Origin of the sequence: Sandarakinorhabdus sp., from assembly GCF_040398645.1 — a bacterium.
Taxonomy (GTDB): domain Bacteria; phylum Pseudomonadota; class Alphaproteobacteria; order Sphingomonadales; family Sphingomonadaceae; genus Sandarakinorhabdus.
On record NZ_JBBATR010000013.1, the window covers coordinates 3,677 to 23,574 of the forward strand.

General features: G+C 64.0%; 19 protein-coding genes. 14 read left to right on the plus strand and 5 right to left on the minus strand.

Going from position 1 to position 19,898, the window contains the following annotated elements:
- The 8 genes from ABWP50_RS04695 to gyrA form a co-directional block, all read left to right on the plus strand.
- The coding region (locus ABWP50_RS04695) for an NADH-quinone oxidoreductase subunit D-related protein (protein ID WP_502950975.1) at window positions 1-387 on the plus strand (387 nt) is incomplete at its 5' end.
- Complete coding sequence (locus tag ABWP50_RS04700; protein WP_353216838.1) at window positions 384-563, plus strand: hypothetical protein; 180 nt, start codon at window positions 384-386, stop codon at window positions 561-563. The genes ABWP50_RS04695 and ABWP50_RS04700, both read left to right, overlap by 4 nt.
- Before the next feature lie 23 nt (window positions 564-586).
- A complete protein-coding gene (locus ABWP50_RS04705) occupies window positions 587-892 on the plus strand; it encodes a nuclear transport factor 2 family protein (RefSeq protein WP_353216839.1) in 306 nt (101 codons plus the stop codon).
- On the plus strand, window positions 889-1,482 hold the full coding sequence (gene nuoE / locus ABWP50_RS04710; protein WP_353216840.1) for an NADH-quinone oxidoreductase subunit NuoE: 594 nt from the start codon (window positions 889-891) through the stop codon (window positions 1,480-1,482). The genes ABWP50_RS04705 and nuoE overlap by 4 nt, the downstream gene beginning before the upstream one ends.
- Entirely contained in the window at window positions 1,482-1,658 is a 177-nt protein-coding gene (locus ABWP50_RS04715) for a hypothetical protein (RefSeq protein WP_353216841.1), read from the plus strand. The genes nuoE and ABWP50_RS04715 overlap by 1 nt, the downstream gene beginning before the upstream one ends.
- A gap of 6 nt (window positions 1,659-1,664) precedes the next feature.
- Entirely contained in the window at window positions 1,665-2,972 is a 1,308-nt protein-coding gene (nuoF, locus tag ABWP50_RS04720) for an NADH-quinone oxidoreductase subunit NuoF (RefSeq protein WP_353216842.1), read from the plus strand.
- A gap of 350 nt (window positions 2,973-3,322) precedes the next feature.
- The gene (locus ABWP50_RS04725; protein WP_353216879.1) at window positions 3,323-3,631 is read left to right on the plus strand and encodes a GIY-YIG nuclease family protein; all 309 of its coding nucleotides are present in this window, start codon (window positions 3,323-3,325) and stop codon (window positions 3,629-3,631) included.
- Window positions 3,632-3,852: 221 nt separating this feature from the next.
- Window positions 3,853-6,567 carry a DNA gyrase subunit A gene (gene gyrA / locus ABWP50_RS04730; protein WP_353216843.1) on the plus strand — a complete coding sequence of 905 codons (2,715 nt, stop codon included), beginning with the start codon at window positions 3,853-3,855 and terminating at the stop codon, window positions 6,565-6,567.
- Between the two features lie 11 nt (window positions 6,568-6,578).
- Here the strand turns inward: gyrA and ABWP50_RS04735 are convergent, their stop codons facing one another.
- Window positions 6,579-7,268: a lysoplasmalogenase family protein gene (locus ABWP50_RS04735; protein WP_353216844.1), complete on the minus strand. Its 690-nt coding sequence runs from the start codon at window positions 7,266-7,268 to the stop codon at window positions 6,579-6,581.
- 173 nt (window positions 7,269-7,441) lie between these two features.
- Here ABWP50_RS04735 and ABWP50_RS04740 point away from each other — a divergent pair, with 173 nt between their 5' ends.
- From ABWP50_RS04740 to ABWP50_RS04755, 4 genes are all read left to right on the plus strand, one after another.
- Window positions 7,442-8,749, plus strand: a complete 1,308-nt coding sequence (locus ABWP50_RS04740) for a tetratricopeptide repeat protein (protein ID WP_353216845.1) — start codon at window positions 7,442-7,444, stop codon at window positions 8,747-8,749.
- Window positions 8,750-8,879: 130 nt separating this feature from the next.
- Complete coding sequence (gene guaB / locus ABWP50_RS04745) at window positions 8,880-10,373, plus strand: IMP dehydrogenase (protein WP_353216846.1); 1,494 nt, start codon at window positions 8,880-8,882, stop codon at window positions 10,371-10,373.
- Between the two features lie 2 nt (window positions 10,374-10,375).
- Window positions 10,376-11,536 (plus strand): RsmB/NOP family class I SAM-dependent RNA methyltransferase, encoded by a 1,161-nt coding sequence (locus ABWP50_RS04750; RefSeq protein WP_353216847.1) that lies wholly within the window; start codon window positions 10,376-10,378, stop codon window positions 11,534-11,536.
- A gap of 25 nt (window positions 11,537-11,561) precedes the next feature.
- Complete coding sequence (locus tag ABWP50_RS04755) at window positions 11,562-12,041, plus strand: tetratricopeptide repeat protein (protein ID WP_353216848.1); 480 nt, start codon at window positions 11,562-11,564, stop codon at window positions 12,039-12,041.
- An 8-nt stretch (window positions 12,042-12,049) separates the two neighbouring features.
- On the opposite strand, the gene rsmA is transcribed toward ABWP50_RS04755, so the two are convergent.
- From rsmA to ABWP50_RS04775, 4 genes are all read right to left on the minus strand, one after another.
- Entirely contained in the window at window positions 12,050-12,874 is an 825-nt protein-coding gene (rsmA, locus tag ABWP50_RS04760) for a 16S rRNA (adenine(1518)-N(6)/adenine(1519)-N(6))-dimethyltransferase RsmA (protein WP_353216880.1), read from the minus strand.
- Window positions 12,875-12,877: 3 nt separating this feature from the next.
- Window positions 12,878-13,903 carry a 4-hydroxythreonine-4-phosphate dehydrogenase PdxA gene (gene pdxA, locus ABWP50_RS04765; protein WP_353216849.1) on the minus strand — a complete coding sequence of 342 codons (1,026 nt, stop codon included), beginning with the start codon at window positions 13,901-13,903 and terminating at the stop codon, window positions 12,878-12,880.
- On the minus strand, window positions 13,881-15,236 hold the full coding sequence (locus ABWP50_RS04770; RefSeq protein ID WP_353216850.1) for a peptidylprolyl isomerase: 1,356 nt from the start codon (window positions 15,234-15,236) through the stop codon (window positions 13,881-13,883). The genes pdxA and ABWP50_RS04770 overlap by 23 nt, the downstream gene beginning before the upstream one ends.
- Window positions 15,237-15,400: 164 nt before the next feature.
- Window positions 15,401-17,671 (minus strand): LPS-assembly protein LptD, encoded by a 2,271-nt coding sequence (locus ABWP50_RS04775; protein WP_353216851.1) that lies wholly within the window; start codon window positions 17,669-17,671, stop codon window positions 15,401-15,403.
- 180 nt (window positions 17,672-17,851) lie between these two features.
- Between ABWP50_RS04775 and ABWP50_RS04780 the strand changes: the two genes are divergently transcribed.
- Window positions 17,852-19,342: a leucyl aminopeptidase gene (locus ABWP50_RS04780; RefSeq protein ID WP_353216881.1), complete on the plus strand. Its 1,491-nt coding sequence runs from the start codon at window positions 17,852-17,854 to the stop codon at window positions 19,340-19,342.
- Window positions 19,343-19,429: 87 nt separating this feature from the next.
- Window positions 19,430-19,852, plus strand: coding sequence for a nucleoside-diphosphate kinase (ndk, locus tag ABWP50_RS04785; RefSeq protein ID WP_353216852.1), 423 nt, complete (start codon window positions 19,430-19,432; stop codon window positions 19,850-19,852).
- Window positions 19,853-19,898: the final 46 nt, after the last annotated feature.

Consider the following 19,898-nt stretch of genomic DNA (forward strand, 5'->3'; position numbering starts at 1 on the left):
GAAATGCGCGAGAGCCTGAAGATCATCAAGCAATGCGTGCGCGATATGCCGGCGGGTGCCCACATCACCGACAATCGCAAGGTGGCGCCGCCATCGCGCGGCGAAATGAAACGCTCGATGGAAGCGCTGATCCACCATTTCAAGCTGTACACCGAAGGCCTGCACGTGCCGGCCGGCGATGCCTATGTTGCCACCGAGAGCCCCAAGGGCGAATTCGGCATCTACATGGTGGCCGATGGCACCAACAAGCCGTGGCGCTGCCATGTCCGCGCCACTGGCATGGCCCATCTGCAGGCGATGGATTTCCTGTGCAAGGGCCATATGCTGGCCGACGCGCCCGCGATCCTCGGCAGCCTGGACATCGTGTTCGGTGAGGTGGACCGGTGACGGAACGCACCAAATTGATGGTGATTGCAGCCATCGGCGCGGCGGCCATTGCCGGCTTAGGCTTTGGCGCAGCGCAAATCTGGGGCGAGGGCGCCGGCATGCCGATCGTTGCTGCGGTCTCGACCATCTGGACGGCTGGCTTTGTGGCCTGGTCGTCGCGGCGGCGGCACCTTTGAGCAAGCTTGCGACAGCGACGGCGATGATTGCGTATTATAATGCGCATGATGCCGATGCCTATGTGGCGTTGATGACGGACGACGCGGTGGAGGCCGGCTATCGCGGCGCCGTGCTGCGCGATGGCCGCGAAGGCGTGCGTTCGGGCCTGAAGGCGATGTTTGCGCAATTTCCCGAAAATCGGGCCGAGATCATCACGGGTTATGAGCTTGGTGAATTTGCAGTGCTGCACGAAAAAGTGTGGCGCACCAATGCGGGCGAGCCGTTTGAAGTGATGAGCCTCTACAGTTTTGCAGGCGAGCTGTGCTCGCGCGTGGAGTTTATCCGGTGACTGATTTTGCTGCTTTTGCTTGGACTGCGGAGAACGCCGCCGAAGCCGATCGGCTGATCGCGCTCTATCCGCCCGGCCGCCAAGCCAGCGCGGTGATGCCGCTGCTGTGGCTGGCGCAATATCAGGTGCGGGACATGACCGGCGTGGCCTGGCTGCCGGTGCCGGTGATCGAATTTGTCGCCCGCCAGATCGGCATGCCCTATATCCGCACCTACGAAGTCGCCAGCTTCTACACGATGTACAATCTGAAACCGGTTGGCCGCTATCATGTGCAGGTGTGCGGCACGACGCCGTGCCTTCTGGCCGGCAGCGATGACATCATGAAAGCCTGCAAGGACAAGGGCCTGAAGAAGGGCGCCACCACGCCCGATGGCCTGTTCACACTGACCGAAGTGGAATGCCTGGGCGCCTGCGCCAATGCGCCGATGGTGCAGATCAACGATCACAATTATGAAGATCTGACGCATGCCGGCATGACCGTGATTTTGGACATGTTGGCGCGCGGTGAAGAACCCAAGGTTGGCAGCCAGATCGGCCGCACGGCCTCCTGCCCGGAAGGTGGGCCGACCACGCTGACGGAGATGGTGTGATGGTCAAAACGCTGTTGATCTTTGCCTTTGCGCTGATGCTCCTGTCCATCGGGCTGCTTATCTATGGCATCAAGACCGACAAGTCGCTCGTGACCGTTGCCATGCCGTTGCTGGTGGTCGGCATTTCGCTGCTTACGGTGGCCAATGCCCAGAACGCCAAGAACAAGAAGAAGTGATCCGCCATGCTTGCTGATAAAGATCGCATTTTTACCAATCTTTATGGTTTCCAGCCGTGGAACCTGGAAGCGGCGCGCACGCGCGGCGATTGGGCTGACACCAAGGATCTGATGAGCGGCGGGCCGGATGCGCTGATCGACGCGGTAAAGGCCAGCGGCCTGCGCGGGCGCGGCGGCGCCGGTTTCCCGACTGGCATGAAGTGGAGCTTCATGCCCAAGACGCCCAATCCCGGCCGGCCCAGCTATCTGGTGATTAACGCCGACGAATCCGAACCGGGCAGCTGCAAGGATCGCGAAATCATCCGCCACGATCCGCACAAGTTGCTGGAAGGCGCACTGATCGCCGGCTTTGCGATGCGCGCGCGCGCGGCGTATATCTATATTCGCGGCGAATATATCGCCGAGGCCAAGGTGCTGATGGCTGCGGTTGAGGAGGCTTATGCGGCCGGTCTGATCGGCAAGAACGCCTGCGGCACTGGTTATGATTTCGATGTCGTCGTCCACCGCGGCGCCGGCGCCTATATCTGCGGCGAAGAAACCGCGATGATCGAAAGCCTGGAAGGCAAGAAGGGCCAGCCGCGCCTGAAGCCGCCGTTCCCGGCCGGCGCCGGCCTGTACGGCAACCCGACGACGGTGAACAATGTCGAAAGCATCGCGGTGGTGCCGACCATCCTGCGGCGCGGGCCAAGCTGGTTTGCCAGCATCGGCCGCCCCAAGAACGAAGGCACCAAGCTGTTCCAGATCAGCGGCCATGTGAACAAGAAGTGCGTGGTGGAGGAGGCCATGGGCCTTCCGTTCCGCGAATTGATCGAAACACATTGCGGCGGGGTTCGCGGTGGCTGGGACAATCTGCTGGCGGTGATCCCCGGCGGTTCATCGGTGCCGGTGGTGCCGGCGGACCAGATCATGGATGCGCCGATGGATTTTGATGGCCTGAAGGATTTGAAATCCGGCCTGGGCACGGCGGCGGTGATCGTGATGGACAAATCCACCGATATCGTGCGCGCCATTGCCCGCCTCAGCTATTTCTACAAGCATGAAAGCTGCGGCCAGTGCACGCCGTGCCGCGAAGGCACCGGCTGGATGTGGCGGGTGATGGAGCGGCTGGTGACCGGCGATGCCGAACGCCAAGAGATCGACATGCTGCTGGATGTGACGATGCAGGTGGAAGGCCATACGATCTGCGCGCTGGGTGATGCGGCAGCGTGGCCGGTGCAGGGCCTGATCCGGCATTTCCGGCCGGAGATCGAGGCGCGGATTGCGAAGCGCAAGGGCTTTGTGCAGGTGCCGGCGATGGGGATCGCGGCGGAGTAGGATTTGCACTATGAACACAGCTGTATTTCCTTGTTTGATCAAGGGGCGCTGTGATGGGCTCTTTCTCGCCATCTTGATTGTTCCTGTTCGCCGCATACTGAACAAGGCTGGCTATAGTGGCTAGTGGGCAATTATGGCGGCGCTTCCGTTTGCCAACATCATTGGGCTATGGCTTCTTGCACAAGCAGACTGGCCTAACTTAAAGCGTGATAACTGATTCCGGTTCTTGTCATGCTGGCGAAGGCCAGCATCCACTTTGCCGAAAGCGCCCCTGTGGCCGCCATTTGGGCCTCACGCCACGCTGGATGCTGGCCTTCGCCAGCATGACGTGTTGTTTCTAGGGGGCTGTGTTGGCTAGGCCGGGCTGGGTCTATTTGATGGCCAGCGCGCCGCGCGGGACGCTGTATCTGGGCGTCACGTCGAACTTGCTAAACCGCGTGCTGCAACATCGCACCGGGCATTTTGAAGGCTTCACATCGCGCTATGATGTGAAGCGGATCGCCTGGAACGATTCCCATGCCGCCATCGCCGACGCAATCCGGCGCGAGAAGGCGATGAAGTTCTGGAAGCGCGCGTGGAAGATCCGGCTGATCGAGGAGCATAATCCGCATTGGCTTGACCTGGCCGTGGACTGGGGGTTCCCGCCGCTGGGTGATTGAGCGTCGCCCTCTTTCGATTTGTCATGCTGGCGCAGGCTAGCTTCCATCGTGGCCCAAGTGGACCTGTGGCTGCCAGGTGGAGCGTGCACCACGCCGGATGCTGGCCGTCGCCAGCATGACAAGACAAGGGTGATACACACCCTTTGCACTGGCATTTCGCCGCACTTTCCCCTAGTCCGGTCATGCGTTTGCAACATTCTCTGCCGAGCTGAAAAAATCCCATGGAATCAACCACTCTGCCGCCCGCTGGCACCCCCGATATCCAGCCAATCTCCATCGTTGCAGAGATGCGGACGAGTTTTCTTGATTATGCCATGTCGGTCATCGTCAGCCGGGCGCTGCCGGATGTGCGCGATGGGCTGAAGCCGGTGCACCGCCGCATCTTGTGGGGCAGCTACGAAAACGGCTTCACGCACAACAAGGCCTACCGCAAATCGGCGCGCATCGTTGGCGATGTGATGGGCAAATATCACCCGCACGGTGATACCGCGATTTATGATGCGCTGGCGCGGATGACCCAGGATTGGTCGATGCGGCTGCCGTTGATCGACGGCCAGGGCAATTTCGGTTCGATGGACCCGGATGCGCCGGCCGCGATGCGCTACACCGAAGCGCGGCTGGCCAAATCTGCCGAAGCGCTGATCACCGATATCGACAAGGATACGGTGGATTTTGTCGCCAATTATGACGGCTCAGAGCACGAGCCTTCAGTGTTGCCGGCGCGGTTTCCCAATCTGCTGGTCAATGGTGCCGGCGGCATTGCGGTGGGCATGGCGACCAATATTCCGCCGCACAATCTGAACGAAGTCGTTGATGCGGTGCGCGCCTATCTTGATGATCCGCTGATCAGTGTGGCCGGCTTGATGGCGCATGTGCCGGCGCCGGATTTCCCCACCGGCGGGCTTATCTTGGGCACGTCGCAGCTGCTGGCGGCCTATGAAACCGGGCGCGGCAGCATCCGCATTCGCTCTCGCCACGTCATCGAGGAAAGCCGCGGCGACAAGCGTGCCATCATCCTGACCGAAATTCCGTTCCAGCAAGGCAAGAACGCGCTGGTCGAGAAAATCGCCGAGGCGGTGAAGGACAAGCGCATCGAAGGCGTTTCGGACCTGCGCGACGAAAGCAACCGCGAAGGCGTGCGCATCGTCATGGAATTGAAGCGTGATGCGACGCCCGATGTGGTGCTCAATCAATTGTGGCGCTTCACGCCGGCGCAGCAGAGCTTTGCCATCAATATGCTGGCCATTCGCGGCGGCCGCCCCGAACTGATGGGCCTGAAGGATATCATCACGGCGTTCGTGGATTTCCGCGAGATCGTGATCATCCGCCGGTCCAAGCATGAACTGGCCAAGGCCCGTGACCGCGCCCATTTGTTGATTGGCCTGGTGATCGCCGTGGCCAATCTGGATGAGGTGGTGCGCATCATCCGCGCCAGCGCCAGCCCCGCCCAGGCCCGCGAAACCTTGATGGCGCGCGATTGGGATGCCGCCGATATCCGGCCCTATCTGGCGCTGGTGGAGGCCGGCACGGTGGCGGTGGACGCGCCGACCATTCGCCTGACCGAAGCGCAGGTGCGCGCCATTCTCGATCTGCGCCTGCAAAAGCTCACGGCGCTGGGCCGCGATGAAATCGGCAGCGAATTGCAGGAGCTGGCGGTTGTCATTGCCGATCTGCTCGATATCCTGACCAGCCGCCTGCGGCTGCGCACGGTGCTGCGCACTGAGCTTGATGAAGTATCAAATGATTTCCAATCCAAGCGCCGCACCGAAATCGTCGCGGTGGGCGACGATATCGACGATGAGGATCTGATCGAGCGCGAGGAGATGGTAGTCACCGTCACCATGTCGGGCTGGATCAAGCGGGTGGCGCTGGCGGAATATCGGGCGCAGGCGCGCGGCGGCAAGGGCCGCAATGCCATGTCCACCAAGGACGAGGATGCGGTGACGGCCTTGTTCGCCACGTCCACCCACAATCCGGTGCTGTTTTTCACGTCCGCCGGCAAGGTGTACCGGATGAAGGTGTGGCGCCTGCCGCAGGGCAGCCCGCAGGCCAAGGGCAAGCCGATCAACAATCTGCTGCCGCTGGCCGACGGTGAAACCATCACCAGCGTGCTGCCGTTGCCGGAGGATGAGACCTTATGGGGCCGGCTGCACGTGATGTTTGCCACCGCCAAGGGCCATGTGCGCCGCAACGCCATGGACAGTTTCACCAATGTGCCCACCGCCGGCAAGCTGGCCATCCGCTTTGAAGATGATGATGATGACCGGCTGATCGGCGTGGCGCTGTGCGATGTGGCCGATGATGTGTTCCTGGCCGCCAAGAGCGGCAAGGCCATTCGCTTTGCCGTGGATGATGTGCGCGAATTCGTGTCCCGCACCTCAACGGGTGTGCGCGGCATGACGCTGGGCGGCGACGATGAAGTGGTTTCCATGGCGATCCTGAAAGGTTTTGATGCTGGCCCGCAGGAGCGTGAGGATTATCTGAAGGCCGCCGCCTGGAAGAACGAGCCCGGCGAACATATCCTGTCTGGCACGCGCATGGGGCAGTTTGCAGCTGCCGAACAATTCATCCTGACCGTGACGGCCAATGGCTTTGGCAAGCGCAGCAGCGCCTATGAATATCGCCAATCCGGCCGCGGCGGGCAGGGCATTCGCAACATCGCCGATAGCGACCGCAATGGCGCTGTTGTTGCCAGTTTTACGGCGCACGATGATGATGATGTGCTGTTGGTGACCGATCAGGCCAAGCTGATTCGCATTCGTGCTGCCGAAATTCGGATCATGGGCCGGGCGGCGCAGGGTGTGACCCTGTTCAAGGTGGCTGACGATGAGCTGGTGGTTTCGGCCGCACTGATTCCGCCCGAAAGCCCAGAAGAGGCGGAAAGCCCGGTTGCTGAGGGTCCGCTTACTGCGCCAGGGGATGATACGTCGGCCTGATTTGGCCGGCTTCAGCCAGCTCGGGCTTGCCGGCCAAGCAGCCCGCGTGCCACGCCCAGCGTGATCAGCCACTGCCCGCCGAAATAGCTTGCCCACACCAGCGCGCCATCGATTCCCGGATCAAACACCTGCCGGCCGGTCATGCCCAGCACCAGCAGCGTATCGGACGCGATGAAACTGATCGCACCCAGCGCCGCGAGGCGCGGAAAGCGGCTGAGCCACAGGCTGGCAGCCATTGCGCACAGCAGCACGGCATAGACAATCGCCCCGCCAAGCTGCGGCCCGGCCGGCACCAGCAGCAGCGGCATCGCGGCGCCATACAGCATGAACAGCGCCGCCACTGGCCAGGCCATGCCCGATGCCGTGCGGCGATGGCGGGCATAAAGCAGGATTGCCGCCACATGCCCGGCGGCAAAGCTGCCTGCGCCGGCCACGAACATCCCCGGCAATTCCAGCAGCACATCGCCGGCCGCCCCCAGTATCAGCACGAAAGCCAGCCAAGCTGCGCCGCGTGCCGGGATTTGCAGCGCTGCCAATGCCAGCAACGCGACACCGCTGCCCTTCAGCGCGGCCAGCGCCCAGCCGGAGACCAAGGGTGCGACCAGCAGATAGGCCAGCCCCGCCGCCAAAGCAGCGCCAACCAGCAGCAGAAAGCGCTGCGGCAGGCCGGCGAGCGGCGAACGGGCGGCAAGGAGGGCCAAGCCGCCATATTGCGGGTTGCTGGCGTGGCGGCAAGCGCGGTGGCTGCGCAATTGCCATGCCTCACGCAATGTTCATGTTGGCAAGGGCATTTCACCCGCTCACCGTGCGCGCGGTTGACGCGGCCGGACAGAGGATTTAGCGCAAATCCATCTTGCTTGAGGGAGGCAAAAAAATGAAGACGATCGCAACTGCGCTGGCGCTTGTGTTGATGGCCGGCACCACCATGACCATAGCCAGCCCGGCAGCAGCCCAGCAAAAGCCGGCCAAGCCGGGCAAGCCGGTGCAGCCCAAATTGTCAAAGCCGATCATGGCCGTGATCATCGAAGCCCAGAAATTGCAGGCTGCCGGTGACTTTGCGGGCGCGATTGCGCGCATCGATGCCGCCAAGGATGTGCCGCGCGTTGATGCGGACGATGCATCCTACATGGCGCGGCTCAAGCTTGGCGCGGCACAGGCCGGGCGCAATGCCCTGAAGGAACCGGCGGCGGCCGATACTGCGGCAACCGCCGCCTATCGGGCCGATATGGCCAAGTTCGAGCTTTCGATGGAAGAATCGCTCACCGATTCTCTGGCTGGCGGCGGGCTCAGCCCGGATGAAACCGTGAACTTCACCCGCGTGCTGGCCGGCCTTGCCACCAATCGCAAGGATTATCAGAAAGCCTGGAAAGCCTACGAGGCCTATTTTGCGCTGAAGCCGGACGATGTGGACATGCTGGTGCGCGCCGCCAGCGTGAATGCTGCGCTCAATGCCAAGCCGCGCGTGGTCGAATTGCTGACCAAGGCGATCGATCTGCGCGAAGCTGCTGGCCAGAAGGGCGATGCCAGCTGGTATGCATTTCGCGCGCAAACCGTGATCGATGCCAATCTGGCCGACAAGATGATGCCGGTGCTGACCAGCTGGCTGAAGGCCTTTCCGGAGCCAAAGACCTTCAATCTGTCGATTGAATTGATGAAGCAGCGTTCGGGCGTGCTCGACAACAACATGCTGCTGGATTTCAGCCGCCTGATGTGGGCCGCTGGTGCCATGGCGACATCCAGCAATTATCTGGAATATGCCGATGCCGCCATCGATCGCGGCATGCCCAACGAAGCCGATGCGGCCTTGAAGGAAGCCATTGCCAAGAAGCTGGTCGATCCGGCCAAGGTGAACATCGCTGAATTCGTGAAATTGGCGGCCACCAAGGGCGCCGAATCGCGGGCTGGCGTTGCGGCGCTGGAACGTGAAGCCAAGACCAACCCGCGCATAGCGTTGGTTGCGGCTGATACGCTGGCCAATCTGGGCCAATATGAGCGGGCTGTGCCGATTTATCGGGGCCTTTTGGGCAACGCGGGCACCGATCAGGATACGCTGAATTTGCGCATGGGCGCGGCCTTGCTGAAAATGGGCGATAAGGCCGGCGCCAAGCTGGCATTTGATGCCGTGAAGGCCGGGCCGCGCAACGCCATCGCGCAGTTTTACGGGGTGTTGGTGGCCGGCTGAACCGCCCGGCACTGCCGATCGCATTGAGCGCGCCTTGCGGCATCACGGCGCGCCCTTTTCTTGCGCGGCGTCTGCCCCTATGGAAGCCAACCCTCGCATCGAGGACCCGCCACCAAAGGAGTCTCAGCCCATGCCACCCCGTATTCACGAGCCGCGGCTGGGCCTGACCTTTGACGATGTGCTGCTGGTGCCCGCGGCGTCGGCGATCATGCCCAGCATGGCGGACACGTCCACCCATGTTACCCGCGGCATCCGGTTGAACATTCCGGTGATCAGCGCGGCGATGGACACGGTGACCGAGGCTAATATGGCGATTGCCATGGCGCAGTTGGGCGGCATCGGGGTGCTGCACCGCAATCTGACCGTGGCCGAACAGGCGCTGGCCGTGCGGCAAGTGAAGCGGTTTGAAAGCGGCATGGTCGTCAATCCGGTGACGCTGACGCCGGATCAGACGCTGGGCGATGCCCGCGCGCTGATGGCCAGCCACGGCATTTCGGGCTTTCCGGTGGTGGAGCGTGTTGGGCCCGGTGGGGCGCCGGGCAAACTGGTGGGGATCGTCACCAACCGTGATCTGCGCTTTGCCGAAAATGATGCAGAGCCGATTTCCGAATTGATGACCCGCGAAAATCTGGTGACGGTGCGCCTGGGCGTGAACGAAGCAGAAGCGCGCCGCCTGCTGCACAACCACCGCATCGAAAAGCTGATCGTGGTGGACGATGACAACCATTGCATCGGCCTGATCACCATGAAGGATATCGTGCGGGCGGTGAACCACCCGCATGCCACCATGGACGGCGCTGGCCGGCTACGCGTGGCGGCGGCGACCACCGTGGGCGATGCCGGCTTTGAGCGCACCGAGGCGCTGCTGGATGCCGAATGCGATCTGATCGTGGTGGACACCGCCCACGGCCACAGCGAGCGGGTGGCCGAGGCGGTGGCGCGCATCAAGAAGCACAGCAACAGCGTGCAAGTTATTGCCGGCAACGTCGCCACCGCCGCCGCCGCCATGGCCCTGATCGATGCCGGCGCCGATGGCATCAAGGTGGGCATTGGGCCGGGATCGATCTGCACGACGCGGGTGGTGGCCGGCGTGGGCGTGCCGCAATTGACGGCCGTGATCGATACCGCCGAAGCCGCGTGGCGGCAGGGCGTGCCGGTGATTGCCGATGGCGGCCTGCGCACCAGCGGCGATGTGGCCAAGGCGCTGGCCGCCGGCGCGAGCGCCGTGATGGTGGGCAGCCTGCTCGCCGGCACCGAGGAATCGCCCGGTGAGACCTTCCTGTGGCAGGGCCGCACCTACAAAAGCTATCGCGGCATGGGCAGCGTTGGCGCGATGGCGCGCGGATCGGCGGATCGCTATTTTCAGCAGGATATCAAGGACCAGCTCAAGCTGGTGCCCGAAGGCATCGAAGGCCAGGTGGCCTTCAAGGGCCCGGCGGCCAATGTGCTGCATCAGCTGGTGGGCGGGGTGAAGGCCGCCATGGGCTATACCGGCGCGGCCACGCTGGCGGATTTTCGCGAACGTGCCGAATTCATCCGCATCACCAATGCCGGCCTGAAGGAGAGCCATGTGCACGACGTGATGATCACCCGCGAAGCGCCCAATTATCCGACGGGCGGCTGAGCATGACGCCTGCCGCACGCCTGGCTGCGGCCATCGAGATACTGGACGAAGTGGTGATCGCAGCCCGCGATGGCGGCGCGGCGGCCGATACGTTGATCCAGCGCTATTTCACCACACGCCGCTATGCCGGTTCGAAGGATAGGCGCGCGGTGCGTGATCTGGTGTTTGCCGTGGTCCGCAGCAGTGGGGAGCGGCCGCATTCGGGGCGGGCGGCGGTTATTGGCCATGCCCGCGCCAATGATCCGGCGTTGCTGGCGCTGTTTGGCGCCGCCGGCCATTCGCCGCCGCCGCTGGTGCAAGGCGAACCGGCCGCGTCGGGTGGGCTGGCGCCGGCCTGGCTGCGCGAAATGCTGGGCTTGCGCTTTGGCGGCGATGTTGGCCGGCAATTGGTGGCATTGCTTGATCGCGCCCCGCTGGATGTGCGCGTCAACAGCCTGAAGGCGGCGCGCGCCGACGTGGCGGCGGTGCACCCCGATTGGGAGATACTGCCGCGCACGGCGCACGGCCTGCGCCTGCCGGCGGGCACCGTGCTGGAACAGGAACCGGATTGGCAGGCCGGCCATATCGAAGTGCAGGATGCTGGCAGCCAGATTGCAGCGGCGGCGCTGGCAGCAAAGCCGGGTGAGCTGGTGGTGGATTTGTGCGCCGGCGCCGGCGGCAAGACATTGGCGCTGGCTGCCGACATGGCCGCCAACGGCGCGCTGCACGGCCATTTGGTGGCATGCGACACCGATCGCGGCCGCCTCAGCCAGCTGCCGCCGCGTGCACAGCGCGCCGGTGCGCATGGTATCGACATGCGCCTGCTCGACCCGGGGCAGGAGGCGGCGGCATTGGCCGACCTGATGGGCAAATGCGACGCCGTGCTGATCGATGCGCCGTGTTCGGGCAGCGGCACCTGGCGGCGCAACCCGGAAAGCCGCTGGCGGCTGACCCGCGAACGGCTGGCGCGGTTGGCGACAACCCAGGCGCAATTGATCCAGCTTGGCACGCGGCTGCTGCGGCCGGGCGGGCGGATTGTCTATGTCGTGTGCTCGCTGCTGCCGGCCGAAGGCGAAGCGCAATTGGCGGCCACGCCCGGGCTGGCCGGCTGGAGCAGCCGTATCTTGACCCCGGCCGATGACGGGTGCGACGGATTTTTCATCGCGCAGTCATCCCGGCTTTGATAGGCTGAAGGCTTGGGAGATTGAAATGCGCCTGTGGTTCCTGTTGCCTGCCGCCGTTCTTGCCACTGCAGCGCTCGCCGCGCCTGGCCGTGATGACCAGCTGAAACCCGTGTCGGTTCAGCTTGCGGCCATCGGACAGGCAGCGCTGACGGCGGGCAAGCCGCAAGATGCCATCGACAGTTTTGAAGCCGCGCTGGCCAGCGATCCGCGCAATGTGGGTGCGTTCAGCGGCATTGCGCTGGCTTATGAACGGCTTGGCCTGCCCGGCAAGGCGGTGAAATATTACCGCGAGGCGCTGGCGCTCAATCCATCGGATATTGCCGCGCTGGAAGGGCAGGGCCGCGCGCTGGTGGCGCGCGGTGCCACGGCACGCGCGCAGATCAACCTGGCGCGCATCAAGGCGCTGTGCAGGGCTGATTGCAGCGCCGCGGCGCGGCTGGAAGGCACGATTGCCAAGGCCACGCAGACGGCGAGCGCAGCAGCGGCCAAGCCGGTTTCAAACTAAAATCTGGCTTATCCCAGCCGTGCAGCGGCTTTTGCGAAAGCCTCGACTGGAACGGTTTCGGCTCGGGCTTCGGGCTTGATGCCTTCGGCTTCCAATGCCTCCAAGGCGCCGGGCAGGCCGCGCACGCTGGCGCGCAACATCTTGCGGCGTTGGCCGAAGGCGGCGGCGGTGAGTGCGGCGAGGCGCGCCGGGGTGGCGGCTGATAGCGGCGGGCCGGGCACCAGATGCACCACGGCGGATTCGACCTTGGGGCAGGGCACAAAGGCGCGGGCCGGCACGGTCATGGCGATGCGCGGCGTGCTGCGCCACTGCGCCAGCACAGCCAGCCGGCCATAGGCATCATCGCCGGGCGCAGCTACGATGCGCTGCGCCACTTCGCGCTGGAACATCAGGGTCAGGCTGGCCCACCACGGCGGCCATTCCGGGCTTTCCAGCCAGCCGGTAAACAGCGCTGTGCCGATATTGTAGGGTAGATTCGCGACGATATGCGCGCCGTCCCCGGCCAGAGCGCGCGCATCGACCGCCATGGCATCGCCGCCCAACACGCTGAGCCGGCCATCAGCGGCAGCCGCGAGTTCGGCCAGGGCGGGCAAGGCGCGATCATCGCGCTCCACCGCCACCACGCGCGCGCCAGTGCGCAGCAACGCCCGCGTCAGGCCGCCGGGCCCAGGGCCGACTTCGTAGACGGTGCTGGCATCGCCAAGGCCGGGGATGCGGGCGATGCGATCCAGCAGATTGGTATCGGTGAGGAAATTCTGGCCAAGGGTTTTCTTGGCGTTGAGGCCGTGCGCGGCAATAACCTCGCGCAGCGGCGGCAGATCGGCCAGGGCCACCAATCAGGCCGCTTTGCGCCGCGCGGCGCAGGCGCCGGCCATCTGGATCGCTGCCATCATCGCTGTCGGGCTGGCGACGCCCGTGCCGGCAATATCGAATGCCGTGCCATGATCGGGCGAGGTGCGCACGATCGGCAGACCCAGCGTGACATTGACGCCATCATCAAAATGCAGCGCCTTCAGCGGGATCAGCGCCTGATCATGATAAAGGCACAGCGCGGCATCGTAGCGGGCGCGGGCGGCGGGGTGGAACATCGTGTCGGCCGCCAGCGGGCCCGCCACATCCAGGCCGTCGCTGCGCAAAATCTCGATCGCCGGGCGGATGATGTCGATTTCCTCGCGGCCCAGCGTGCCCTGTTCGCCGGCGTGCGGGTTGAGCCCGGCGATGGCCAGGCGCGGATTGGCGATGCCATAATCCCGGGCCAGCGCGCGGGCCGCGATGCGGGCGCGGGTGACAATCAGATCGATGCTGAGCAAGCGCGGCACATCGGCCAGCGGCACATGCACAGTGAGCGGGATGGTGCGCAGCGACGGCCCGGCCAGCATCATCACGGCATTGGCCGCCGAAACCCCGCAGCGTTCCGCGACAAATTCGGTCTGGCCCGGATAAGCAAAGCCGATGGCGAACAATTGCGCCTTTGACACCGGGCCGGTGACCAGCGCCGACGCCATGCCTTCACGGGCAAGCCCCACCGCCAGCTCCAGACTGTCCAGCGCGCAGCGGGCGCCGGCAAGATTGGGTTCGCCGGGCACAATCTCACCGGGATCATCCACCTGGATCAGCGGCAAGGCATCGGCAAACGCAGCTGCCGCCGCCGCCGGATCGGCCAGCACCGCAATCGGGCCATCCCACACCGCGCGAATGGAGCGAGCATCGCCAATCGCCAGAAACGACGGCAAGGCGGCAACATGGCGGCGTTCCCAGGCGGCGGCGATGATTTCGGGACCGATACCGGCGGGATCCCCGATGGAAATTGCCAAAGGCGCTGCGGACACAGTCACACGATCAACGGTAATCGACAATGGCATCGCGCCGCAAATCGCGCAGATAGCGCCGTGCCCGCATGTTCACCCGCTCATCGTTCATCTGCGCGTAGATTTCATCGAAATTTGGCGCCTTGCCTTCGATCTGGCTGTCGTCGCGGCCGCACAGCACCAGCACGCGCAGACCGTCTTCGGCTGAACCAAAGGCCGGCGTGGCTTCGCCGATCGACAATTTGCCCAAAATCGTTTGCAGCGGTGCCGGCAGGTCCTTCATGCGAATGGCATCGTTGGTGGCGACATCGCCGCCGATCTTCTGGGCCAAAGCCTCAGCGCCGCCGCAGCCGCCCATCGTGCGCGTCAGGGCCTGGATATCCGCAACCTTGGCGCGCGCCTGTTCTTCGGTGGTTTCGGCCTTCAGCGGTATGGTGATCTGCTTGAGGCTCAGCAGCGCCAGCGTCGGATCGGCGGCCAGCACCTGCCGGCGTTCCAGCATCGACATGATGGCAACGCCGCCGGTTACCGGGATTGCATCGGTAATCTGGCCAGGCTGCAGGCTGGCAACGGCCGGCGCCACCGCCTCGTTCAGCTGCCCGGCGCGCACCCAGCCCAGATCGCCGCCGAGGCCGGCGCTGGACGCTTCGGAAAACTGGCGGGCATAGGCCACAAAGCTGGCGCCGCCGCGGATCTGGCCCACAATGCGCGCCGCATCGTCCATCACCGCATCGATGGTTTCCGGCGTGGCCGACAGAAATATCTCGCCGACATGATATTCGTCCTTGCCTTTGGCGGCGTTCAATTTGTCGATGACCTGCTGAACTTCGTCGTCACCCACGTTGACCAGCGGCTCGACCTTGCGGCGCAGCACGCGGCTCCAAGCCAGCTCGGCGCGGATCTGGCCTTTCAGGCTGTTGGATGACGAACCGCCATCGTGCAAAAACGCATCGAAGGCCGCCGGCGTGCGCTTGAAATTCTGGGCGATGCGATCAAACGAGCGCTGCACTTCGGCTTCGGCGATGCGGATGTCGTTTTCGGCAGCCTCCTGCATCTGCAATTTTTCATCGATCAGGTTGCGGATGATCTGCAGGCGCAGGCGCTGGCGTTCGGCATCATCGACCTTGCCGCCGTTGGCGGCCAGCACAAGGAACAGCCGCTGATCGATATCGGTATCGGTGATGATATCGCCGTTCACGATGGCCTGCGCCTTGCGCAAGGCGGGATCGACTTCGCCGAGCAGCAGCACATCGGGCAGATCATTGGCCGAAAAGCTGCGCTGCGCCTGGGCAAGTGCCGGTGATGCAAGCGGCACCAGCGGCGCCAGCAACGCCGCGCTGGCCATCAGGCAGGCCAGCAGTGGCCGGTTCAGCAGTGCAGATGTCATTCATTCACTCCGTAGCGCGATTGCGCGCAAGCCCCGGCGCATCGGCTGCTGCGCTGCGACCTTGTTGCCCGGTCTGTAGCGCATCGCCCGCCATTCATGAAAGCGCGATATTGCCGGCATGGCAACCAGCGGCTGAACGCTGGCTGAAAGCCCGGTAAATATCATCAGCTGCCAATGGTCTTGAACGCAACGCTGATCTGGAAATTGTTGCCGGGCCGGAAATCGCGGTCTCCCACATAATCCCGCCGCCAGCCCAGGCCGAACCGAAAACATTCGTCCTCATATTCCAGCCCGATGCGGTGGCGGATCGGCCGGAAGCCATCGCCAGTGCTGAGCGGATTGTCGGCACTGGTGGTAAGATCGATGATGGCATTGCCAAACAGCGTCCAATAGCGCGCAAAGGCGAGGCGTCCGGCAATGCGCACCTCGGTGCGGTCTTCCAGATCCTCGAGCGTTTCGTTGCGGTTGAGCCGCACATAGGCGGCCGACACATAGGTGCGGCGGCCGCCGACCGTCAGATCGATCTCGTTGCGGCGCACCGCAAGATTGTCCTTGTCGAAGCGAAATCGCTGGGTGAGCTCGACGAGCCGGCCAATCCTGACGGTTGCGCGCCCGACCACATCCGAAATTCGGCCCTGATAGCCGGTGCCGGCGGCAAATTCGCTGCCATCGCCGTCCAGCCGGATCGATTGGCCGATTTCGGCGCGAACCTGCCAGCCGGGGCGATCCAGCGTGTATTCGCCTCCCCAGGTGACGCGGCTGCCGCTTTCGATCCGATCGAGCCCCGGTGAGCGGTTGAGATCGAACAGGCTGTTGTCATCCAATTCAAAGGCGCGGGCATCTTCGTTGGGGAAGCCCAGATTGGTCACCCGCGGTGCGGCCACCACTTGCAGGCGCGGTGAAAATGATTGTTCGCCGCCCAGCGCCGGGCCGGCAAACGGCCACGATATATCGATGGCCGCCAGGCCATAGCCGCGGCCCCGCCAGCCGTCGCGCCCCGCATAGTCCGGCAGCGTGGCGCGGGCACTGCCGCGCACATCATAAAGATCGCCGCGCACCAGCCCGGTCAAGGCAATGCGCTGGCCCAGCCCGGTGATCAGATTGCGGTCCCATCGCCCCCAGCTGATTGCGCGAAACATGTCCTGCCCGTCGGTGCGGGTGAGCAGGGTGGTGTTGGCGGCAAAGCGCAACCGGCCGCCGACGATGTTCCAATCCGGCCGCCAATCATAGTCAACGAGCGGCAGCAGCAGCGGGCTTTCGCTGGCGCGGTCGCTGGCGCGCAGGCCCTGGAAATACCAGGCCGATATGGACAGCCAGCTTTCGCTGGTGATGCGCTGCAAGGCATAGGATGATCGCATCGTATCATCAAAACCCAGGCCATAGCGGCGATTGAACGTGTCGTCGCTGGTCAGCCGCACCGAAAACACACTGCGCCAATGCGCATCATGTTGCAGCAAGCCCTTGAAGCCAAGATAGCCGCGAAACCGGTTCCCGCGATCAATTTCGGTGATACCGTCTGGCGCAAGATCAAATCGGCGCGACACAGTGAACATGCCGTCTATCTGGATGGGGCCATCGCGCAGCAAGCGGCGCGCCTGAAATGCCAGCGCCGGATTGGCTGCCGAATAGAGCCACGGCGTGAAAGTGACATCCATGTCCGATGACGGCGCGAAGTGGATCGGTGCCGACACGCCAAGGCCAAGCTGCCGCTGAATCTCCACCGCCGGCACCAGCACGCCAGCGGCTCGTTTGGTATCGCCATCGGGATGCGACAGTTCCGGCAGATACAGCACCGGTACGCCAAACATTTCCAGGCTCGCGTCGCGATATGAAATGCGGTGCTTGCGCTCATCATAGATGATCTTGACGGCCTTGATCTTCCACACCGGCGTTTGCGGGCAGCCGGCCGCGCCAACCACGGCGCACGGCGAATAGGCGGCATTTTCCAGTGTGTAGCGATCACCGGCGTGGCTGCCGGCGCGGGCACCAAGCCGGCCGCCATTGTTGAGCACCAGCAGCATGTTGGCGATGGCACCGTCGCGCAAACTGTCCGAAAGGGTGATGCGATCTGCCATGATTTGATTGCCGGCCGGATCGATGATCAAGACATTGCCGATGGCGATCACTTCGCCTTCTGCGGCAGCAGCCGGAGCAGCAGGATCAGCCGCAGCTGGCGCGCCTGCTGCGCCTTCGCGGCGATATTCCACCCGGTCAGCGGTCAGCCGGTAGCCGCCGCGCCGTACCTCGACCTGACCGCTGGCCACCACCAACTGCTGTTCGGGATCGTAGCTCATCTGCGCGGCGGAGAAATCCAGCGTCACGCCGGCCGGCGGCAACACGGCCATGCGGATCGGTGCATCGGGATCGCGGTTGGCCGGTTCCCGGTTGCCCCACAGCGCCGGACTTAGCTGCTGGGCGTGCGCTGCGGCGGGCATCAACGCAGCGCCAGCGGCGGCCGCCAGCAGGGCCGACCGAAGCCGAAGGGCGAAGAGCAGCGCGGATACCACATGGGGTGGATAGCCGCGCGGCCTGCCGCCCGCAACCATCTGCTTGGCGGACTCCGGCTGCCGGCCTATTCAGATATACGCATCGCGACTCGCGCCAAGGATATTGCCATGATTGCCATCGATTATCTCAAAGAAGCCGTTGCTGGCACTGTCGATGCCCTGGTTGTGCTGGCTGGGCCAGACACGGCGCTGTCGGCCGCAGCCGCGCTGGCCGATGCCGCCAGTGCCGGCGCGGTCACGGCTGCGGCCGCCGCCGCGCGCTTCGATGGCGAAGCGGGAAGCATCGCCGAACTGCTGGCACCGGCTGGCCTGAGCTGCCGCCGCCTGCTGCTGGTGGGCACCGGCCCGGCGGCCAAGCTGGATGCTGCGGTGGCCGAACGCATCGGCGGCGCGATTGCGGCCCGGCTGCTCACCAGCGGCGAAACCATGGTGTATGTTGATGTGACCGGGGTTTGTGAGGGCGCCTTGGCTGCTCATCTGGCGCACGGCGCCTGCCTGCGTTCGTGGCGCTTTGATCAATATCGCACCCGCCTGAAGGACAAGCAAAAGCCGACCCTGGCAAAATTGGCGATAATTGGTGGCGGCGCGGGTCCGGCCGTGACCGAAACACACGCGCGGCTGGCGGCAATTGCGGGCGGCGTGGCCCGAACCCGTGCGTTGGTGACCGAACCGGCAAATGTGATTTATCCCGAAAGCTTCGTGGCCAGTGCGGCGGATCTGGCAGCGCTGGGCGTGGAGTTGACCGTGCTGGATGATGCCCAGATGCGCGATCTGGGCATGGGCGCCTTGCTGGGGGTGGCGCAGGGTTCGGTACGGCCGGCGCGCATTTTGGCGATGCGCTGGAACGGCAGCGGGCGCGATGATGTCAAACCGGTGCTGCTGGTCGGCAAGGGCGTGACGTTCGATACTGGCGGCATCAGCCTGAAGCCGCCGGGCGGCATGGAAGACATGAAGTGGGACATGGGCGGCGCCGGCGCAGTGACGGGCGCGATGCACGCCATCGCCGCACGCAAATCAACGGCGCATGTGGTGGGCGTGGTCGGCCTGGTGGAAAACATGCCGGACGGCAATGCCCAGCGCCCCGGTGACGTGGTGACCAGCATGAACGGCCAGACCATCGAAGTGATCAACACCGATGCCGAAGGCCGGCTGGTGCTGTGCGATGCGATGTGGTGGGCGCAAGAGACGTTCGAACCCGAAGTAATGGTCGATCTGGCAACATTGACTGGCGCGATCATCGTCAGCCTGGGCCATGAATATGCCGGCATGTTCTGCAACGACGATGGCCTGGCGGCGCAATTGAGCGCGGCCGGCAGCGCCGTGGGCGACAAATTGTGGCGGATGCCGATCGGTGATGCCTATGACAAGCTGATCGATAGCGACATTGCCGACATGAAAAATGTTGGCCCGCGCGAAGGCGGATCGATCACGGCAGCGCAGTTCATCGCGCGCTTTGTAAAGCCTGGAGTGAAATGGGCGCATCTGGATGTGGCTGGCATGGTGTGGGCCAGCAAGCCCGGCGCGCTGTGGGACAAGGGCGCCACCGGCTATGGCGTGCGGCTGCTTGATCGGTTTGTATCGGACAATTTCGAAAGCTGAAATTTGGGGCCAAAGCTTGCCTATCTGGTGCGCGGCCTGTAGGGGGCCGCGCAACGCTTAGCACCCATCAGACAAGTGGACTTTATCATGGCTATCACCCGCACCTTCTCGATCATCAAGCCCGACGCCACCCGCCGCAACATCACAGGCAAGGTCAACACCATGATCGAAGGCGCCGGCCTGCGCATCATCGCGCAAAAGCGCCTGCACCTGACGCGTGCCCAGGCCGAAGGCTTTTATGCCGTTCACAGCGAGCGCGGTTTCTTCGGTGAACTGGTCGCCTTCATGATCAGCGGCCCGGTGGTTGTGCAGGTTCTCGAAGGCGAAGACGCCGTGCCAGCCTACCGCGCTATCATGGGCGCCACCAACCCGGCCAACGCCGATGCCGGCACCATCCGCAAGGAACTGGCTGAATCGATCGAAGCCAACACCGTGCACGGTTCGGACAGCGACGAGAACGCCGCCATCGAGATTGCTTACTTCTTCGCGCAGACCGAGATTGTCGGCTGAACCGATCAGCCTGGCGTTTGGAAGGGCCGCAGCGTGTGCTGCAGCC

Excerpts from the sequence above, each read along its gene's own strand:
- nuoF (WP_353216842.1), top strand. The coding sequence starts at position 1,665 with ATGCTTGCTGATAAAGATCGCATTTTTACCAATCTTTATGGTTTCCAG.
- ndk (WP_353216852.1), top strand. The coding sequence starts at position 19,430 with ATGGCTATCACCCGCACCTTCTCGATCATCAAGCCCGACGCCACCCGC.
- ABWP50_RS04715 (WP_353216841.1), top strand. The coding sequence starts at position 1,482 with ATGGTCAAAACGCTGTTGATCTTTGCCTTTGCGCTGATGCTCCTGTCC.
- ABWP50_RS04755 (WP_353216848.1), top strand. The coding sequence starts at position 11,562 with ATGCGCCTGTGGTTCCTGTTGCCTGCCGCCGTTCTTGCCACTGCAGCG.
- ABWP50_RS04780 (WP_353216881.1), top strand. The coding sequence starts at position 17,852 with ATGATTGCCATCGATTATCTCAAAGAAGCCGTTGCTGGCACTGTCGAT.
- pdxA (WP_353216849.1), bottom strand. The coding sequence starts at position 13,903 with ATGCCATTGTCGATTACCGTTGATCGTGTGACTGTGTCCGCAGCGCCT.
- ABWP50_RS04775 (WP_353216851.1), bottom strand. The coding sequence starts at position 17,671 with ATGCCCGCCGCAGCGCACGCCCAGCAGCTAAGTCCGGCGCTGTGGGGC.
- ABWP50_RS04750 (WP_353216847.1), top strand. The coding sequence starts at position 10,376 with ATGACGCCTGCCGCACGCCTGGCTGCGGCCATCGAGATACTGGACGAA.
- ABWP50_RS04705 (WP_353216839.1), top strand. The coding sequence starts at position 587 with ATGATTGCGTATTATAATGCGCATGATGCCGATGCCTATGTGGCGTTG.
- guaB (WP_353216846.1), top strand. The coding sequence starts at position 8,880 with ATGCCACCCCGTATTCACGAGCCGCGGCTGGGCCTGACCTTTGACGAT.
- ABWP50_RS04740 (WP_353216845.1), top strand. The coding sequence starts at position 7,442 with ATGAAGACGATCGCAACTGCGCTGGCGCTTGTGTTGATGGCCGGCACC.
- gyrA (WP_353216843.1), top strand. The coding sequence starts at position 3,853 with ATGGAATCAACCACTCTGCCGCCCGCTGGCACCCCCGATATCCAGCCA.
- ABWP50_RS04770 (WP_353216850.1), bottom strand. The coding sequence starts at position 15,236 with ATGACATCTGCACTGCTGAACCGGCCACTGCTGGCCTGCCTGATGGCC.